We start from the raw sequence: 14,807 nt of genomic DNA on the forward strand, positions 1-14,807 counted from the left end.
ACACATGTTTTCATCTTTCTTCATCCGCCGGCCGATCTTTGCCAGCGTGCTGTCGATCGTGATCGTGCTGGCCGGTTTCTTCGGCATGCGCGCGCTGCCGATCGAACAGTACCCGCAGATCGTGCCGCCGTCGGTGGCGGTGACCACCGCCTATCCCGGCGCCTCCGCCGAGGTGATCGCCGATACCGTGGCCTCGCCGCTGGAACAGGCGATCAACGGCGTCGACGACATGCTGTACATGCAGTCCAGCAGTGCCAGTAACGGCCGGCTGACCATCAACGTCACCTTCAAGATCGGCACCAATCCGGACCAGGCGTCGATCAACGTCAACAACCGCGTGCAGTCGGTGCTGTCGTCGCTGCCGGAAGAGGTGCGCCGCCAGAGCGTCAACGTGCGCAAGCAGGCCGCCACCTTCCTGCAGGTGATCTCGCTGTACTCGCCGGACAAGCGCTACGACACGTTGTTCATGAGCAACTACGCGCTGCTCAACGTGGTTGACGAGATCAAGCGCATTCCCGGCGTCGGCCAGGTCACCAACTTCGCCGGCAAGGACTACGCGATGCGGGTGTGGCTGCGACCGGACCGTCTGGCGCAGCTGAAGCTGACGCCCAGCGACGTGGCACAGGCCATCCGCGAGCAGAACGCGCAGTTCGCCGCCGGCAAGATCAGCGCCGAACCGAACGCCGGCAAGCCGGACTTCACCTACACCATCACCACCAAGGGCCGCCTGACCGAGGCCAGCGAGTTCGAGAACATCATCGTGCGCGCGGCTGCCGACGGGGCCAAGGTGCGGCTGAAGGACGTGGCACGGGTGGAGCTGGGTGCGCTGGGCTATGACTTCTACGGCAAGCACAACGGCCGTCCTAGCATCCCGATCGGTATCAACCTGGCGCCGGGCGCCAACCAGCTGGACACCGCCAAGGCGGTACAGGCGAAGATGGACGAGCTGGCGGCGAAATTCCCGGCTGGCCTGTCCTATTCCATTCCGTACGACACCACCCGCTTCGTTGAGGTGTCGATCCAGGAAGTGATCACCACGCTGATGGAAGCGATGGTGCTGGTGTTCGCCGTGGTGTACCTGTTCCTGCAGAACTGGCGCGCGACGCTGATTCCGGGGCTGGCGGTGCCGGTGTCCATCGTCGGTACCTTTGCCGGCATGTACATGTTCGGCTACTCCATCAACACCCTGACGCTGTTCGGCATGGTGCTGGCGATCGGTATCGTGGTCGACGACGCCATCGTGGTGCTGGAGAACGTCGAACGCATCATGATGAAAGAGGGCAAGCCGCCGCGCGAAGCCACCATCCAGGCGATGAAGGAAGTCAGCGGCCCGGTGGTCGCCATCGTGCTGGTGTTGTGCTCGGTGTTCATCCCGGTGGCGTTCATGGGCGGTATTGCCGGCCAGATGTACAAGCAGTTCGCCATCACCATCGCGATGTCGGTGACCATCTCCGGCATCGTGGCGCTGACGCTGACCCCTGCTTTGTGCGCGGCGATGCTGAAGTCCGAGCATCAGCACAGCAACGCCTTCTTCGACGGCTTCAACCGCCTGTTTGACCGCATCACCCAGCGCTACAGCAGCGGCGTGGCCTTCCTGATCAAGCGTTCCGTGCTGGCACTGGTGCTGTTCGGGCTGCTGATCGGCGCCTCGGCATGGCTGTTCAAGCTGATTCCGTCGTCGCTGGCGCCGGAAGAAGACCAGGGCTACGTGATCTCCGCCACCATCCTGCCCGACGGCGCGGCGATCAACCGCACCGTGGACGCGATGGACAAGTTGGACGTGGAAATCGCCAAGAACCCGGCGGTGAAGGACGTAATGAGCTTTGCCGGCTTCGACATCCTGTCCGGCTCCAACCGCACCAACACCGGTGTCACCTTCATCACCCTGAAGCCGTGGGACGAGCGCAAGGCGCCGGGCATGTCGGCGCAGGCGGTGGTCGGCGACGTGTTCATGAAGGGTGCCGGCATCAAGGAAGGGCTGGTCCTGGCCTTCAACCCGCCACCGATCTCCGGCATGTCCTCCACCGGCGGCTTCGAGGCCTACGTGCAGAACCGTGCCGGTGCCTCGGCCGGCGAGCTGGCGGCCCAGGCGCAGGCGCTGATGATGGCGGCGGCAAAACGGCCGGAACTGGCCGGCGTGCAGAGCACCTTCTCCGCCAACGTGCCACAGGTCAACGTGCAGCTGGACCGTGAAAAGGCCAAGGCGCTGGGCGTGCCGATCGACGACGTGTTCGACACCATGCAGAGCACCTTCGGCGCGCTGTACGTGAACGACTTCAACAAGTTCGGCCGCATCTTCACCGTGCAGCTGCAGTCGGAGGCCGAGTTCCGCAAGAGCGTCGACAACCTGCGTACCGTGTTCGTGCGGGCGCAGAACGGGCAGATGATTCCGCTGTCCAGCCTGGTGACGGTGGAGCAGGCCACCGGTCCGGAAATCGTCGAGCGCTACAACGCCTTCCCGTCGGCCAAGCTGGTCGGCGGCCCGGCACCGGGCTACAGCTCCGGCGAAGCGCTGGCGGTGATGGAACAGCTGGCGAAGGAAACGTTGCCGGATGGCTACACCCTGGCGTGGACCGGTTCCGCCTTCCAGGAGCAGTCCACCGGCGGTGCCTCGTCGACGGTATTCGTGATCGCGCTGGTGATGGTGTTCCTGATCCTGGCGGCACAGTACGAGCGTTGGACGCTGCCGATAGCGGTGCTGACCGCGGTGCCGTTCGCGGTATTCGGCGCGCTGGTGGCCAACTGGCTGCGCGGGCTGGAGAACGACATCTACTTCCAGGTGGCGCTGGTGACGCTGATCGGCCTCGCGGCGAAGAACGCGATCCTGATCGTCGAATTCGCGGTGCTGAAGATGGAAGAAGGGCGTTCGCTGACCGAGGCGGCGGTGGAGGCGGCCAAGCTGCGTTTCCGCCCGATCGTGATGACCTCGCTGGCCTTCATCCTCGGTTGTGTGCCGCTGGCGATTTCCAGCGGTGCCGGCTCCGCCAGCCGTCACTCGATCGGTACCGGCGTGATCGGGGGCATGTTGGCCGCAACCTTCATCGCGGCGCTGTTCATCCCCCTGTTTTTCAAACTGATTATGCAGTGGAGCCAGCGCAAGCCGGCGCCACAAGGAGAACAGCATGATGCTTAAGCAAGCGCTGTTGCCAATCATGGTCGCCGCCGCGCTGTCGGCGTGCGCGGTCGGCCCCGACTACCAGCGTCCGCAGCTGGAAATGCCGCAGGCGGCGGCCAACGTGGCGCCGGTCGCCAGCGACTGGTGGCGCAGTTTCGAGGATCCGGTGCTGGACGCGATGATAGACGAATCGCTGCGCTACAACCGTGATCTGGTGCAGGCCGCGGCGCGGGTGGAAGAAGCCGCCGCCGCCGCCGGTGTGGCGCGAGCCGGCCTGCTGCCGCAGGTCAGCGCCAGTGCCGGCAGCGGCCGCAGCCAGACCTCGAGCTACAGCAGTGGTGGCGGGGCGCTGCTCGACAGCCGCCAGGCCGGGCTGACCGCCAGCTGGGAGCTGGACCTGTGGGGCAAGCTGCGCCGCGAACGCGAAGCGGCGCTGGCCGACGTCAGCGCCAGCGAGCGCTCGCTGGCCGCGCTCAGACTGTCGCTGGGCAGCCAGGTGGCCAAGAGCTACTTCCAGCTCGCCAGCTACGACGCCCAGCTCGCCAGCGCCCGCGCCACGCTGCAAAGCCGCGAGCAATCGCTGCAGCTACGCCAGAAACGCTTCAACGGTGGCATGACCTCCGAGCTGGAGCTGCGCCAGGCCGAGGCCGAGGCCGCCAGCGCGCGCGCCACCGTGCCGCAGCTGGCACAGGCGGTGACGCAGACCGAACACGCGCTGGCGGTGCTGCTGGGCCGTTCGCCGCGTGACATTGCGGCCAACCTTGGCCGCGGCAAGGCCTTGTCGGCGCTGGCCGAGCCGGAGCAGATCCCGTCCGGGCTGCCGTCTGACCTGCTGCTGCGCCGTGCCGACGTGGCGGCGGCGGAAGCCAGCCTGGTCGCGGCCAACGCCCGCATCGGCGTCGCCCGCGCCGCCTACTTCCCGAGCATCAGCCTGTCGGCCGGCATCGGCAGCGCCAGCACCGCGCTGACCGACCTGTTCAGCGGCCCGGCGCAGACCTGGAACTTCGCGGCCAACCTGGCCGCGCCGATCTTCAACGCCGGCCGTATCGCCGCCGGTGTCGATGCCGCCAACGCGCGCCAGAAACAGGCGCTGGCGGTGTACGAGAAGACGGTGCAGCAGGCGTTTGCCGACACCCTGGACGCGATGTCGGCGGTCAGCACCACGCGCGCCACCGAACAGGCGCAGCTGCAGCAGCTGGCATCGCTGCGCGAGGCGCTGCGCCTGGCGCGGTTGCGCTACGACAACGGCTACTCCAGCTATCTGGACGTGCTGGATGCCGAGCGCGGCGTGTTCCAGGTGGAGCAGGCGCTGTCCAGCGCCCGCCTCGCGCGGCTGTCGGCAGTGGTGTCGCTGTACGCGGCACTGGGTGGCGGCTGGCAGGCCGGCTGAGCCCGCAACGCACGATGCAAAAAGCCCGGATCAGTCGATCCGGGCTTTTTTGTTGGCAGCGCGCCGGCGGGCGGCACGATGGGATGGGCTTAGCCGGCGCTGTTGGCCTGCGAGCAGCCGGCCACTAGGGCCTTCAGCTCTTCCGGGCGGACCAGCTGGATGTGCTTGTGATCGACCAGGATCCAGCCCTGCTGCTGGAATTTCGACAGCGTGCGGCTGACGGTTTCCAGTTTCAGGCCGAGGAAGCTGCCGATTTCCTCGCGGCTCATGCGCAGGATGAAATCGTTGGCGGCAAAGCCGCGGCTGGCCAGGCGCTGCGACAGGTTGAGCAGGAAGGCGGCGAGGCGTTCTTCCGCCTTCATATTGCCCAGCAGCAGCATCACCGACTGGTCGCGCACGATCTCGCGGCTCATCAGGCGGAAGAAGTGGTGTTGCAGGCTGGGGATGTCGCGTCCCAGGCTTTCCATGCGGCTGAACGGCAGCTCGCACACCTCGCTGTCCTCCAGCGCGATGGCGTCGCAACCGTGGGTGTTGGAGGAAATGCCGTCCAGCCCCATCAGCTCGCCGGACATGTGGAAACCGGTGACCTGTTCGCGACCGTCCTGGCTGGAAACGCAGGTCTTGAAATAGCCGGTGCGCACCGCGTATAAAGAACGGAAACCTTCTCCGCTGCGGAACAGGTACTCACCGCGCTTGAAACGGCGGCTCTGACGGATAACGGCATCCAGCTGGGCCATCTCGTCACGGTTTAGCCCCACCGGCAGGCACAATTCACGCAGGCTGCAGTTGGAACAAGTGACTTTCAGCGAATGCAGGGGGGAGGACAGATCGTTCATACCGAGAGTCGATTTCCAGGGACAGATGAGCTTGCTTGATGAGCGTCAATGCAGATCAAGGCGTAATTGCGCAAATTTACCAGTCCCCCACCAGATTTCCAATCAAAATATATGATGGCTGCTCATTCTGCATTTATCCCGACCCAATGTGTTTTCGACCGGACCCTGATCGAAACACTGGAAGGGTCCGGTCCGCGTTACACCTCCTATCCGACCGCCGACCGTTTTCACGCCGGTTTCGGGGTGAATGATTATGAACATTGCCTGGCGCAGCGCGCCATTGGGGCAAACCATCGCGGCATTTCGCTGTACGTGCACATCCCGTTCTGCAACACCATCTGCTACTACTGCGGCTGCAACAAGATCATCACCAAGGACAAGAGCCGCGCCGACGCCTACCTCGACTACCTGGAAAAGGAAATCGCGCTGGTGGCGGAAAAACTCGGCTGTCGCGAGAAGGTGATCCAGCTGCATTTTGGCGGCGGCACACCGACCTTCCTGTCCGATGCGCAGCTGGACCGGGTGATGGGCGTCATCAACCGCTACTTCGAACTGCTGCCGGAAGGCGAGTTTTCCATCGAGATCGACCCGCGCAAGGTTGGCCGCGACACCGTGCTGCACCTGGGCCGTCTCGGTTTTAACCGCATGAGCGTCGGCATCCAGGATTTCGATCCGGCGGTGCAGCAGGCGGTGAACCGCATCCAGAGCGAGGCGGAAACCCGGCTGGTGATCGACGCCGCACGCGAGGCCGGCTTCAAGTCGGTGAGCGTGGACCTGATCTACGGCCTGCCGCTGCAGAGCGCGCACTCGCTGGAAAGCACCGTCAACAAGGTGATCGCGATGTCGCCGGACCGCATCGCGCTGTACAACTACGCGCACCTGCCGACCGTGTTCAAGCCGCAGCGCCGCATCAACGAGGCCGATCTGCCGTCCAGCGCCACCAAGCTCGACATCCTGCAGAACTCGGTACAGCAGCTGAGCGACGCCGGTTACGTGTTCATCGGCATGGACCACTTCGCCAAGCCCGGTGACGAGCTGACCCGCGCACTGGAGCAGGGCCGCCTGCAGCGCAACTTCCAGGGCTACTCCACCCACGCCGATTGCGACATGATCGGCTTCGGCGTGTCGTCGATCGGCAAAGTCGGCCCCTGTTACTCGCAGAACGAAAAGGACATCGACGCCTACTATGCGGCGCTGGATGCCGGCCACCTGCCGGTGATGCGCGGCATGACTCTGACCCAGGACGACATCCTGCGCCGCAGCGTGATCCAGGCGCTGATGTGCCGCTTCTCGCTGTCGGTGGAGGCGATCGAGCAGACCTTCGCCATCAATTTTGCCGACTACTTCGCCGACGAGCTGCCGAAGATCCGTGAATTCCAGCAGATGGGTCTGCTGCATTTCGACGGCGACTTCCTGATGGTGGAGCCGAAGGGCCGCTTCCTGATTCGCAATATCGCGATGGCATTCGACCGCCACCTGCGCGAGCGCGAAACCGGCGCGCGCTATTCGAAAACCATCTGACGCGCGCCGCACGGGCGGCGGGACGACAGGCACACAAGGTTGGCCGCAGCGATGCGGCCAACCTTTTTGTTGATGCCGGCGGCGGCGCGGGCGCTAGAGCCTGTCATCCATTTGAGCCGGATGGGGGCAGGGAAGTGCGCCTGGCTTGTTTTTCAAGACTTGGCGGCGTGTTGGTCATGCTCTGGATTGGCTTGTTGTGCCTGGTTGCCGGTTCCGAACGTCAGCGTTCCGATACCCGAGGCTGAGAACGAGAGTAGCGCCTTGCTGCCAAGGGGAATCTGCCAGGCATTGGGTGGCGTGGGCGTCACCGGACTACCTATCGGCATTGCCATATCCAGGCGAAACACCTCATAGGCGCTGGCTTCCAGCAACACGCTGCTATTGGGGGCCACCGTTACACTACAGCCCCAGTCTATTTCTTCCAACCCCATCCCCAAGCCAATACAGACGCGATATTCTTTATTGTCATAGGGCGGTATTCGCCAGCCACTCTCGTCGTGTGTCAGGGTAATTTCATTATTAAACCGCATCGAGAATTGATCTGCATTGGCGCTGAATGGATAAGCAAGCTGATTCGGGCTGATTTCTCCCGCGGCCAGCACCGAGGCAACCCAGGATAGTGGCAATTGATTGTTAAAATCGATAATTACCTTGGTATGTACAGACTGAATTCCAGCGAGAATATAATCGGCCATCGGAGAGCTGGTGGCATAAAAAGTCAAACCAAGTTTTATATTAAGGTCACTAACGGAAGTAATCGTGATGGCTGTATCTGGCGTAGACGTCAGTAATACCCCAACACTTTTTATGGGAGGAAAGATAATTGTATTGTCAGCGGATTCCATGCGGGATATTGCTTTCAATAACAGGACACAAACGTTTAACCGGTAAACGCTTGTGTCCCGAGTCAAGTAATGAACGGATTACTTGTGGAATTCCAGTGGTGCGCCGGGCTGGAACAAGTCCTGCACGGCCTTGGCGGAGCGATCGCCGGCGTAATCAAATTCGCACTGGAAGGATCCCTGCTGCGTCGAGCCCTTGATGTTGAAGCGCACGCCGCTAAGCAGGAAGAAGGTGAACCCGGCCATCAGCGCGCTGCCCACCGACAGCCGGCCCTTGAGGAAGGTATTGGCCATGTCGGATCGCACCACGCCGTCCACGGCATTGTCTTGCCACACCACGCTGGATACGGAGTCGAGGAAGGTTGGATCGCCTTCCAGCTGCAGCTGCTGCAGTGGTGCGGATTGCGTCAGGGCAAGCAGGTTCTCGTGTGCCTTGCAGAGCGACAGGTGGCTGTTCACCAGTGCATGCACCACGTCGTCAGCCACGCTGACGGCGGGCTTGCCGGGAGTCACGGTCCAGTCGCCGGTTTCGGTCAGCGTCACGGTGCAGTTGAACTGGCTGAATTTGTCCAGGGTGATTTCGGCCGCCTTGGTCGACACATCGGTCCATTGCGCCAGGGTGTTGTAGTCGAAATCGCCGGTGCTTACGTAGAACGAGAACTTGGGCTGGATGTGGCGGGTAACGCCCGGGTCCGGGGACCAGGTCATGCCGATATAGCCGGCTGCGGTCTGAATGCCGAAGCTCTGGTTGGCAAACCAGCCATGATCTTCATTGCTGGGTTTGTTGAAGTTGTTGGTGACGATGTCGACGAGGCCGCTGGAGCCGGCACCCACTTCCTTGAGCTGTGGTCCCTGGCGCGGTGGGCAGGTGACATAGTCCGCCTCGTACTGCTTGCCCAGAGTGGCAAGCATCGGCACGTTGGAAGTAATGGCTACGTCGAGACCAACGGCCTCGTTGCTGGCCCCTGCCGCAACCGAATATTGCACCGGCACGGTGAACAGGTTGTAACCTTGGGCATTGTTGATAATGCTCAGGCATGCGCTCGAATTCGCGAAAACGCCGGGGTCGGCTTTCATCTGCTCGGGCGGCTGCAGGAACAGCCAGAAGTTACGGGTGCTGCCCGATTTGTTGACCAGGTAGATATTGTACTTTTCAGCCATTTCCAATTCTCCAATCAGTTAGATGTGATGTCGCTGACGAATCAGCTAACTCACTATAACCATTGCATAAAAAGAAAAATGGATCTGTTGCCGGTCAAGTTGGTATCAGTTTGGCATCAAAATGATGTGTAAGCATTCTGACATTATTTAGCTGGATATTTTTATAGCCGCTCGCGGCAGGACTATTCGGAAAATAATAGATTGACCTCAACCCCCAAGGCCTGTGCCAGGTTTTTTGCCGTCCGGTAACGTACCGGTGTCCCCAGTTCGGCCCTTTTGATCGAGGCGGTAGAAACGGGACAGCGGTTGATTCGGGCGTGTTCCGCCAGATCGTCCTGGCTAAAACACTTGTCACGTCTCAACTTCTTGAGCTTGGCAGGATCAAGCATGACTCGTCCATCGGCTACGGTTTGTTCAGACATATTTCTCGGCCCTCAACATGGCATAAGAAATCATACATTAGTCATTATCCGGCCTCTATCAGCAAAACTACCTATGGTCGCCACTTGCCTTTCCTCTGCCATGGCGACATTGGTCGCGGTGCGTCATCGCCTCCGGCGAGGACCGACACCTAGGATGGATGGTGCTGGCGGTGGGGCAAGGGCAGACTTGGCCTTGGTTGCGTTGCCATCGTGCGCCGCGCCCGCGCGCAAAAAAAGCCCGCCGGTGGCGGGCTTGCTCGGGACAGGGTTGGCCGCAAGGCTTACCACACGTCCTTGTGGATTTTGGCTTCGATCTCCGGATACTTTTTCACGTCGAACACCGGCTGCTTCACGCCGGCCTTCAGCTGTTGCTGGTAGTCCTTCAGCAGCACGAACACGTACTTGGACAGCATCACGATGGCGAACAGGTTGATCAGTGCCATCACCCCCATCGCCAGGTCGGCCATGTCCCAGACCAGCATCGAGCTGCCCAAGCAGCCGAAGACCACCATGCCCAGTACCGCCAGACGGAACACGAAGATCACGGTCTTGTTGTTCTTGATGAACTCGACGTTGCCTTCGGCGTAGGCGTAGTTGCCGATAATGGTGCTGAAGCAGAACAGGAACATGATCACCGCCAGCAGCGTGCCGCCCCAGCTGCCCAGCGTGGCGCTCATCGCCGCCTGGGTCAGTTGCACGCCCTTCAGCTCGGCGCCGGGCACGAAGGCGCCGGACAGCAGCACGATCAGCGCGGTGCAGGTGCACACGATCATGGTGTCGATGAATACGCCGAACATCTGGATCAGGCCCTGCGATGCCGGATGACGGGTAGTGGCGGCGGCGGCCGCGTTTGGTGCCGAGCCCATGCCGGCCTCGTTGGAGAACAGGCCGCGCTTGATACCCAGCATCATCGCCTGGCTCAGTGCGTAGCCGGCAAAGCCGCCGGCAGCCTGCTGCATGCCGAAGGCGCTCTTCACGATCAGCGCCAGCACGCCCGGTACTTCACTGGCGTGGGTGATGATCACGTACACGGTCATGCCCAGATACAGCGCGGCCATCACCGGCACCATCCATTCCGCCACCTGGCCGACCTTGCGCATGCCGCCGAAAATGATCGGCGCGGTCAGTAGCACCAGGCCGATGGCGACCAGGTTCTTGTCCCAGCCCAGCGCGCCTTCGGTCGCGGCGACGATGGAGTTGGCCTGTACCGCGTTGAACACCAGGCCGAAGGCGACGATCAGCGAGATCGAGAACGCCATGCCCAGCCAGCGCATGTTCAGGCCCTTCTGGATGTAGTAGGCCGGACCGCCACGGAAGGTGTTGTCGTGGTGGTTGACCTTGAACAGCTGTGCCAGGCTGGATTCGGCGAAGGCGCTGGCCATGCCCAGCAGCGCGGTCATCCACATCCAGAACACGGCGCCGGGGCCGCCCAGCGCGATGGCGGTGGCGACACCGGCGACGTTGCCGGTACCGACGCGGCTGGCGAGGCCGGTGGCGAAGGCCTGGAACGAGGAGATGTCGTTACTGCCGGCGACGTGGTTGCGGCCACCCAGCATTTCCTTCACGCCGCGCGGCAGCAGGCGGATCTGCATGAAACCCATGCGCAGGGTGAAGAACAGGCCGATGCCCAGTAACAGGTAGATCAGTAGCTGACCCCAGATCAGGTCATTGCCGGCATTGATCCAGCCGTGAAGTAATTCCATATGTGCTCCTAATGCGTGTCGAGCGCAACGTCGCCGGCAGCACTTGTGGCGGTGCCGGCAACATCAACGGGCTCAGGGTGTTGTTATGGTCAATTGCCGCTTCAGCGGTCTTGTGGTGCCAGGTTTTCAGCGGTGATCGCCGCTGAAGGGGCGGCATGATAGCGTAAATTGCGACGGGGGTGTGTTCGTTTGTGGTGATTCTGGGCGGGAAAAACCCTGTTTGGCGGCGGGTTTCCGGTTGTTTCGATTCGATTTGATTGAAAGTGAACCGAAACGAACGGCGGCCGGGCGGCCGCCGGGTGGCAACGCTGTCAGGGGCCGACGTAGCGCAGCAGCAGGCGGCGCAGGCGCGGCGCCCCGATCAGCACCAGCGGGAAGGCGCAGCTCCACGCCAGCAGCCAGGCGCGCAGCCAGCGGCCGACAAAGCCGGCGTCGAGGCCGGTGTTGACCGCGGTGAGGATGCCCGACATCAGGAAGGCCATGTAGCAGGACATCAGCAGCGCGAATAGCAGGGTGTGTTTGCGGGAAGGAGGGGACATGGTGGTCTCGCTACGGTGGTGGGTAGCGCATTTTATATAATGTAAAGCGACTTGACCAATGTCCGGTGTGCGACACGCGCCCGCAAGCGCTGCCGGGTCGTGCGCTCATGCGCGACAGAACGACAACGACGGCGGAAGCGGCGTTGACACGGGGTAAAGACGCAGGCCGGGCGCGTGCTTAAGGCCGTCGCGCCGCATGGCGAGCCGTCGCCGCAGACCTTGAGGCGCCGCTCAGGACAGCGCGCGCGGCGACATGCGGTGCAGGATGGCGATGGCCTGGCTGGTCGGCGTGCGTACCGCATCGGCCAGCGTGTAGCGGTCCAGCGCGCTGAAAAAGGCCTGCAGCGCCTCGTCCAGCATCCCTTTCAGCTGGCAGCTGCCGCGCAGCTGGCACGGGGGCTCGGCGCAGTCGATCAGCTCGGTGATGCCTTCCAGCTGGCGGATCACCTGCCCCAGCGGGTAAAGGTTGGCCGCACGCGCCAGCGCCAGGCCGCCGCCCTTGCCACGGGTGGTGACCAGCCAGCCCTGCTGCGACATGAAGTGCACCACCTTGACCAGATGGTTGCGCGACACGGCAAAGCGCTCGGCGATCTCGCCGATGGTGACCGGCGTCGCGCGCGGCTCGTCGGTGAGGTACATCAGGACGCGCAGGCCAAGGTCGGTGAAGTGGGTCAGTTGCATGCAGGCAGTATCCGGGTAAAAGCGGGCCGCCGCTGCGGCCCGCTGTGCGCGATTATAGCGCGGTGCCACCGGTGCCGAAGGCCTCGGCGTGAATGCGCGCGGCGTCGACGCCCAGCGCCAGCAGTGCCTGCTGCTGCGCCTGCATGAACGGCAGCGGGCCGCACAGGTAGTAGTCGGCGTCGGCGACGATCATGTCCGCCGTCAGCGTGATGCGGCCGGCGTGATGGTAGTGCACGCCCGGCTGGTCCTCGGCGCGCGGCGCTTCATAGTAGATGGCGCTGTGTAGCTGCGGATACTCGGCTGCCAGATTGGCGACGTGCTGGCGGAAGGCGTGCACGCTACCGTCGCGGCAGGCGTGCAGGAAGCGGATCTGGCGCGGGCTGTCCTGCTGCAGCAGCTGTTCCAGCATTGCCAGCAGCGGCGTGATGCCGACGCCGCCGCTGATCAGCACCACCGGCGTGCTGCGTTCCTGGTGCAGGAAAAAGTCGCCCATCGGCGGCGCCAGGTCCAGCAGTGCGCCGGCCTCGATTGTGTCGTGCAGCACATTGGACACCATGCCCGCCGGGGTGCTGGCGCTGCCGCCCTCACGCTTCACCGAGATGCGCAGCGCCGTGCCGCCGGGTGCCGCCGACAGGCTGTACTGCCGCGGCTGCATCATGCCCAGCGCCGGCACCGCCAGCCGCACCGACACGTACTGCCCCGGCAGGTAGTCCGGCAGCGCGCCGCCGTCGGCCGGCTGCAGATAGAAGGAGGTGATTTCCGCACTCTCCGCCACTTTGCGGCCAACCTTGAACGCGCGCCAGCCGCTCCAGCCGCCGCGCTGGGTGGCCGCCTGCTGGTACAGCTTGCTTTCCTCGGCGATCAGGATGTCGGCCAGCTGGCCGTAGGCGGCGGCCCAGGCGGCGATCAGCTCGTCGCTGGCGGCGTCGCCCAGCACCTCGCGGATCGAGGCCAGCAGGTGACCGCCGACGATCGGATAGTGCTCGGCGCGGATGCCGAGGCTGGCGTGCTTGTTGGCCACCAGCGTCAGCACCGGTGCCAGTACCGACGGATCGTCGATGTGCTCGGCGTAGGCGGCCACCGCCATCGCCAGCGCCTGTTGCTGGCTGCCGGCCTGCTGGTGGCCCTGGTTGAAGATCTGCTTCAGTTCCGGATTGTGCTGGAACATGCGCGCGTAGAAATGGCGGGTGAGGGTGACGCCGTGTTGTTTCAGGATGGGGGCGGTGGCCTTGACCAGTTGACGGGTGTGCTGATCCAGCATCGTGCTTTCCTTTTGTTGTGTAAAAAATACATGTTTTTGTGCGCCAGCGGCGATACGCGGCCAACGTTCGGGCCGGGGATGGACGGTGGCGAACGCGGCGGGACAGGCTGGCTTAAAACATGTACAAATAATACATGTTTAATTTTCTCGTGTCAGCCCCGGAGCCACTCATGTCGCACACCATCGAAACCACCGCCCGCCGCGCCGCCGTCACCGCCCTGTTGCTGTTCGGCGGTTGCCTGTATCTGGCCTACCAGGAAAGCGTGCCGCTGGCGCTGGGCTGGGTCATCGCCGCCCACCTGCTGCTGACGCTGTCGGCCGGGGTGTTCAAGCTGTCGGTGGTGGTGGTGATGGCCTGCCGTCACGGCCGCCGCCATGCAATGTGATTTTTCACACTCTGCCGCATTTAAGCCGCGACACCGTGCTGCCGTCTTGTACTGGTGATGGCGCAACAAGCGCTGTTCCAAACTTCCTCAATACGGAGCGATAGATCATGCTGAGCCTTCACACCAACGCCGCATCCCTGTTCACCAAAAGCAACCTGAATACCAGCCAGAACTCGCTGACGACCTCGATGACCCGGCTGGGTACCGGTTATCGCATCAACTCGTCGCAGGACGATGCCGCCGGCTTGCAGATCGCGACCCGTCTGGAAGCGCAAAGCCGTGGCATGACCGTGGCGATGAAGAACGCGCAGAACGGTATCAGCCTGTTGCAGACTGCCGACGGCGCGCTGTCCGAAGTGTCCAACATCATGCTGCGTATGAAAGACCTGGCCACCGAAGCGTCTACCGCTACCGCCACCGCTGCCGACAAGACCGCAATGAAGGCTGAATTCGATGCGCTGGGCGCCGAAATCACCAACATCATGACCAACACCAAGTTCGGTGGCGAAGCGCTGCTGACTGGCGGCAAGCTGGCCGCGGCGATGAAGTTCCAGGTGGGTGCCACTGCGGCCGAAGCCTACACCTTCAACGCCTCCGCCGACCTGACCGCCATCGGTACCGCCAACACCGCGCTGATCGCCGGCGACCTGTCGATTGCCGACCCAAGCGCCGTGATCGCACTGGCTGACACCGCCGTTGCCGCCGTTGGCACCCTGCGTTCGTCCATCGGTGCCGGCGCCAACCGCCTGAACCACATCAGCAACAACCTGGCCAACGTCAACAACAATACCCAGATCGCCAAGTCGCGCATCATGGACACCGACTACGCCAACGAAACCGCCAACATGACTTCGCGTCAGATGCTGATGCAGGCCGGCACCTCGATGCTGAAGCAGTCCGGTTCCATCGGTCAGCTGGCCATGTCGCTGATGCAGTAAGAGTTTTACCCG

13 protein-coding genes are annotated in these 14,807 nt (G+C 63.0%); 5 read left to right on the forward strand and 8 right to left on the reverse strand.

Translation table 11 applies throughout. The annotated features are described in order from the left end of the window. The first annotated feature begins 4 nt into the window (after nucleotides 1-4). Nucleotides 5-3,133, forward strand: a complete 3,129-nt coding sequence (locus C8E02_RS08930; RefSeq protein ID WP_120810503.1) for an efflux RND transporter permease subunit — start codon at nucleotides 5-7, stop codon at nucleotides 3,131-3,133. Beyond that, nucleotides 3,123-4,505, forward strand: coding sequence for an efflux transporter outer membrane subunit (locus tag C8E02_RS08935; RefSeq protein WP_120810504.1), 1,383 nt, complete (start codon nucleotides 3,123-3,125; stop codon nucleotides 4,503-4,505). Before C8E02_RS08930 ends, C8E02_RS08935 begins: the two co-directional genes overlap by 11 nt. An 89-nt stretch (nucleotides 4,506-4,594) precedes the next feature. Here C8E02_RS08935 and fnr read toward each other — a convergent pair whose 3' ends face one another. Then, nucleotides 4,595-5,341 (reverse strand): fumarate/nitrate reduction transcriptional regulator Fnr, encoded by a 747-nt coding sequence (gene fnr, locus C8E02_RS08940; protein ID WP_047967772.1) that lies wholly within the window; start codon nucleotides 5,339-5,341, stop codon nucleotides 4,595-4,597. 111 nt (nucleotides 5,342-5,452) lie between these two features. Between fnr and hemN the strand changes: the two genes are divergently transcribed. Further along, nucleotides 5,453-6,862, forward strand: a complete 1,410-nt coding sequence (gene hemN, locus C8E02_RS08945; protein ID WP_047967771.1) for an oxygen-independent coproporphyrinogen III oxidase — start codon at nucleotides 5,453-5,455, stop codon at nucleotides 6,860-6,862. A 152-nt stretch (nucleotides 6,863-7,014) separates the two neighbouring features. Here the strand turns inward: hemN and C8E02_RS08950 are convergent, their stop codons facing one another. The 7 genes from C8E02_RS08950 to hmpA form a co-directional block, all read right to left on the reverse strand. After that, nucleotides 7,015-7,707, reverse strand: coding sequence for a hypothetical protein (locus tag C8E02_RS08950; protein WP_147424477.1), 693 nt, complete (start codon nucleotides 7,705-7,707; stop codon nucleotides 7,015-7,017). 78 nt (nucleotides 7,708-7,785) lie between these two features. Then, on the reverse strand, nucleotides 7,786-8,865 hold the full coding sequence (locus C8E02_RS17525) for a hypothetical protein (RefSeq protein WP_211329208.1): 1,080 nt from the start codon (nucleotides 8,863-8,865) through the stop codon (nucleotides 7,786-7,788). 182 nt (nucleotides 8,866-9,047) lie between these two features. Next, nucleotides 9,048-9,254, reverse strand: coding sequence for a helix-turn-helix domain-containing protein (locus tag C8E02_RS08960; protein WP_120810653.1), 207 nt, complete (start codon nucleotides 9,252-9,254; stop codon nucleotides 9,048-9,050). 314 nt (nucleotides 9,255-9,568) lie between these two features. Further along, nucleotides 9,569-10,990 (reverse strand): alanine/glycine:cation symporter family protein, encoded by a 1,422-nt coding sequence (locus tag C8E02_RS08965; protein WP_120810506.1) that lies wholly within the window; start codon nucleotides 10,988-10,990, stop codon nucleotides 9,569-9,571. A 311-nt stretch (nucleotides 10,991-11,301) separates the two neighbouring features. After that, nucleotides 11,302-11,529, reverse strand: a complete 228-nt coding sequence (locus tag C8E02_RS08970) for a DUF2798 domain-containing protein (RefSeq protein ID WP_047967769.1) — start codon at nucleotides 11,527-11,529, stop codon at nucleotides 11,302-11,304. 231 nt (nucleotides 11,530-11,760) lie between these two features. Continuing rightward, nucleotides 11,761-12,210 carry an RrF2 family transcriptional regulator gene (locus C8E02_RS08975; protein ID WP_047967768.1) on the reverse strand — a complete coding sequence of 150 codons (450 nt, stop codon included), beginning with the start codon at nucleotides 12,208-12,210 and terminating at the stop codon, nucleotides 11,761-11,763. Nucleotides 12,211-12,262: 52 nt separating this feature from the next. Beyond that, nucleotides 12,263-13,603: an NO-inducible flavohemoprotein gene (gene hmpA, locus C8E02_RS08980; protein ID WP_342766775.1), complete on the reverse strand. Its 1,341-nt coding sequence runs from the start codon at nucleotides 13,601-13,603 to the stop codon at nucleotides 12,263-12,265. 38 nt (nucleotides 13,604-13,641) lie between these two features. Between hmpA and C8E02_RS08985 the strand changes: the two genes are divergently transcribed. Together C8E02_RS08985 and C8E02_RS08990 are read left to right on the forward strand one after the other, a co-directional pair. Beyond that, on the forward strand, nucleotides 13,642-13,857 hold the full coding sequence (locus tag C8E02_RS08985) for a hypothetical protein (RefSeq protein WP_120810508.1): 216 nt from the start codon (nucleotides 13,642-13,644) through the stop codon (nucleotides 13,855-13,857). Nucleotides 13,858-13,964: 107 nt separating this feature from the next. Beyond that, nucleotides 13,965-14,795, forward strand: a complete 831-nt coding sequence (locus tag C8E02_RS08990; RefSeq protein WP_047967765.1) for a flagellin N-terminal helical domain-containing protein — start codon at nucleotides 13,965-13,967, stop codon at nucleotides 14,793-14,795. Nucleotides 14,796-14,807 lie beyond the last annotated feature (12 nt).

It is taken from the genome of Vogesella indigofera (assembly GCF_003633895.1).
GTDB classification, from domain to species: Bacteria; Pseudomonadota; Gammaproteobacteria; order Burkholderiales; family Chromobacteriaceae; genus Vogesella; species Vogesella indigofera.

Coding starts and splice junctions, on each gene's coding strand:
- C8E02_RS08930 (WP_120810503.1), top strand. CDS start 5: ATGTTTTCATCTTTCTTCATCCGCCGGCCGATCTTTGCCAGCGTGCTG.
- C8E02_RS08935 (WP_120810504.1), top strand. CDS start 3,123: ATGATGCTTAAGCAAGCGCTGTTGCCAATCATGGTCGCCGCCGCGCTG.
- fnr (WP_047967772.1), bottom strand. CDS start 5,341: ATGAACGATCTGTCCTCCCCCCTGCATTCGCTGAAAGTCACTTGTTCC.
- hemN (WP_047967771.1), top strand. CDS start 5,453: ATGATGGCTGCTCATTCTGCATTTATCCCGACCCAATGTGTTTTCGAC.
- C8E02_RS08950 (WP_147424477.1), bottom strand. CDS start 7,707: ATGGAATCCGCTGACAATACAATTATCTTTCCTCCCATAAAAAGTGTT.
- C8E02_RS17525 (WP_211329208.1), bottom strand. CDS start 8,865: ATGGCTGAAAAGTACAATATCTACCTGGTCAACAAATCGGGCAGCACC.
- C8E02_RS08960 (WP_120810653.1), bottom strand. CDS start 9,254: ATGCTTGATCCTGCCAAGCTCAAGAAGTTGAGACGTGACAAGTGTTTT.
- C8E02_RS08965 (WP_120810506.1), bottom strand. CDS start 10,990: ATGGAATTACTTCACGGCTGGATCAATGCCGGCAATGACCTGATCTGG.
- C8E02_RS08970 (WP_047967769.1), bottom strand. CDS start 11,529: ATGTCCCCTCCTTCCCGCAAACACACCCTGCTATTCGCGCTGCTGATG.
- C8E02_RS08975 (WP_047967768.1), bottom strand. CDS start 12,210: ATGCAACTGACCCACTTCACCGACCTTGGCCTGCGCGTCCTGATGTAC.
- C8E02_RS08985 (WP_120810508.1), top strand. CDS start 13,642: ATGTCGCACACCATCGAAACCACCGCCCGCCGCGCCGCCGTCACCGCC.
- C8E02_RS08990 (WP_047967765.1), top strand. CDS start 13,965: ATGCTGAGCCTTCACACCAACGCCGCATCCCTGTTCACCAAAAGCAAC.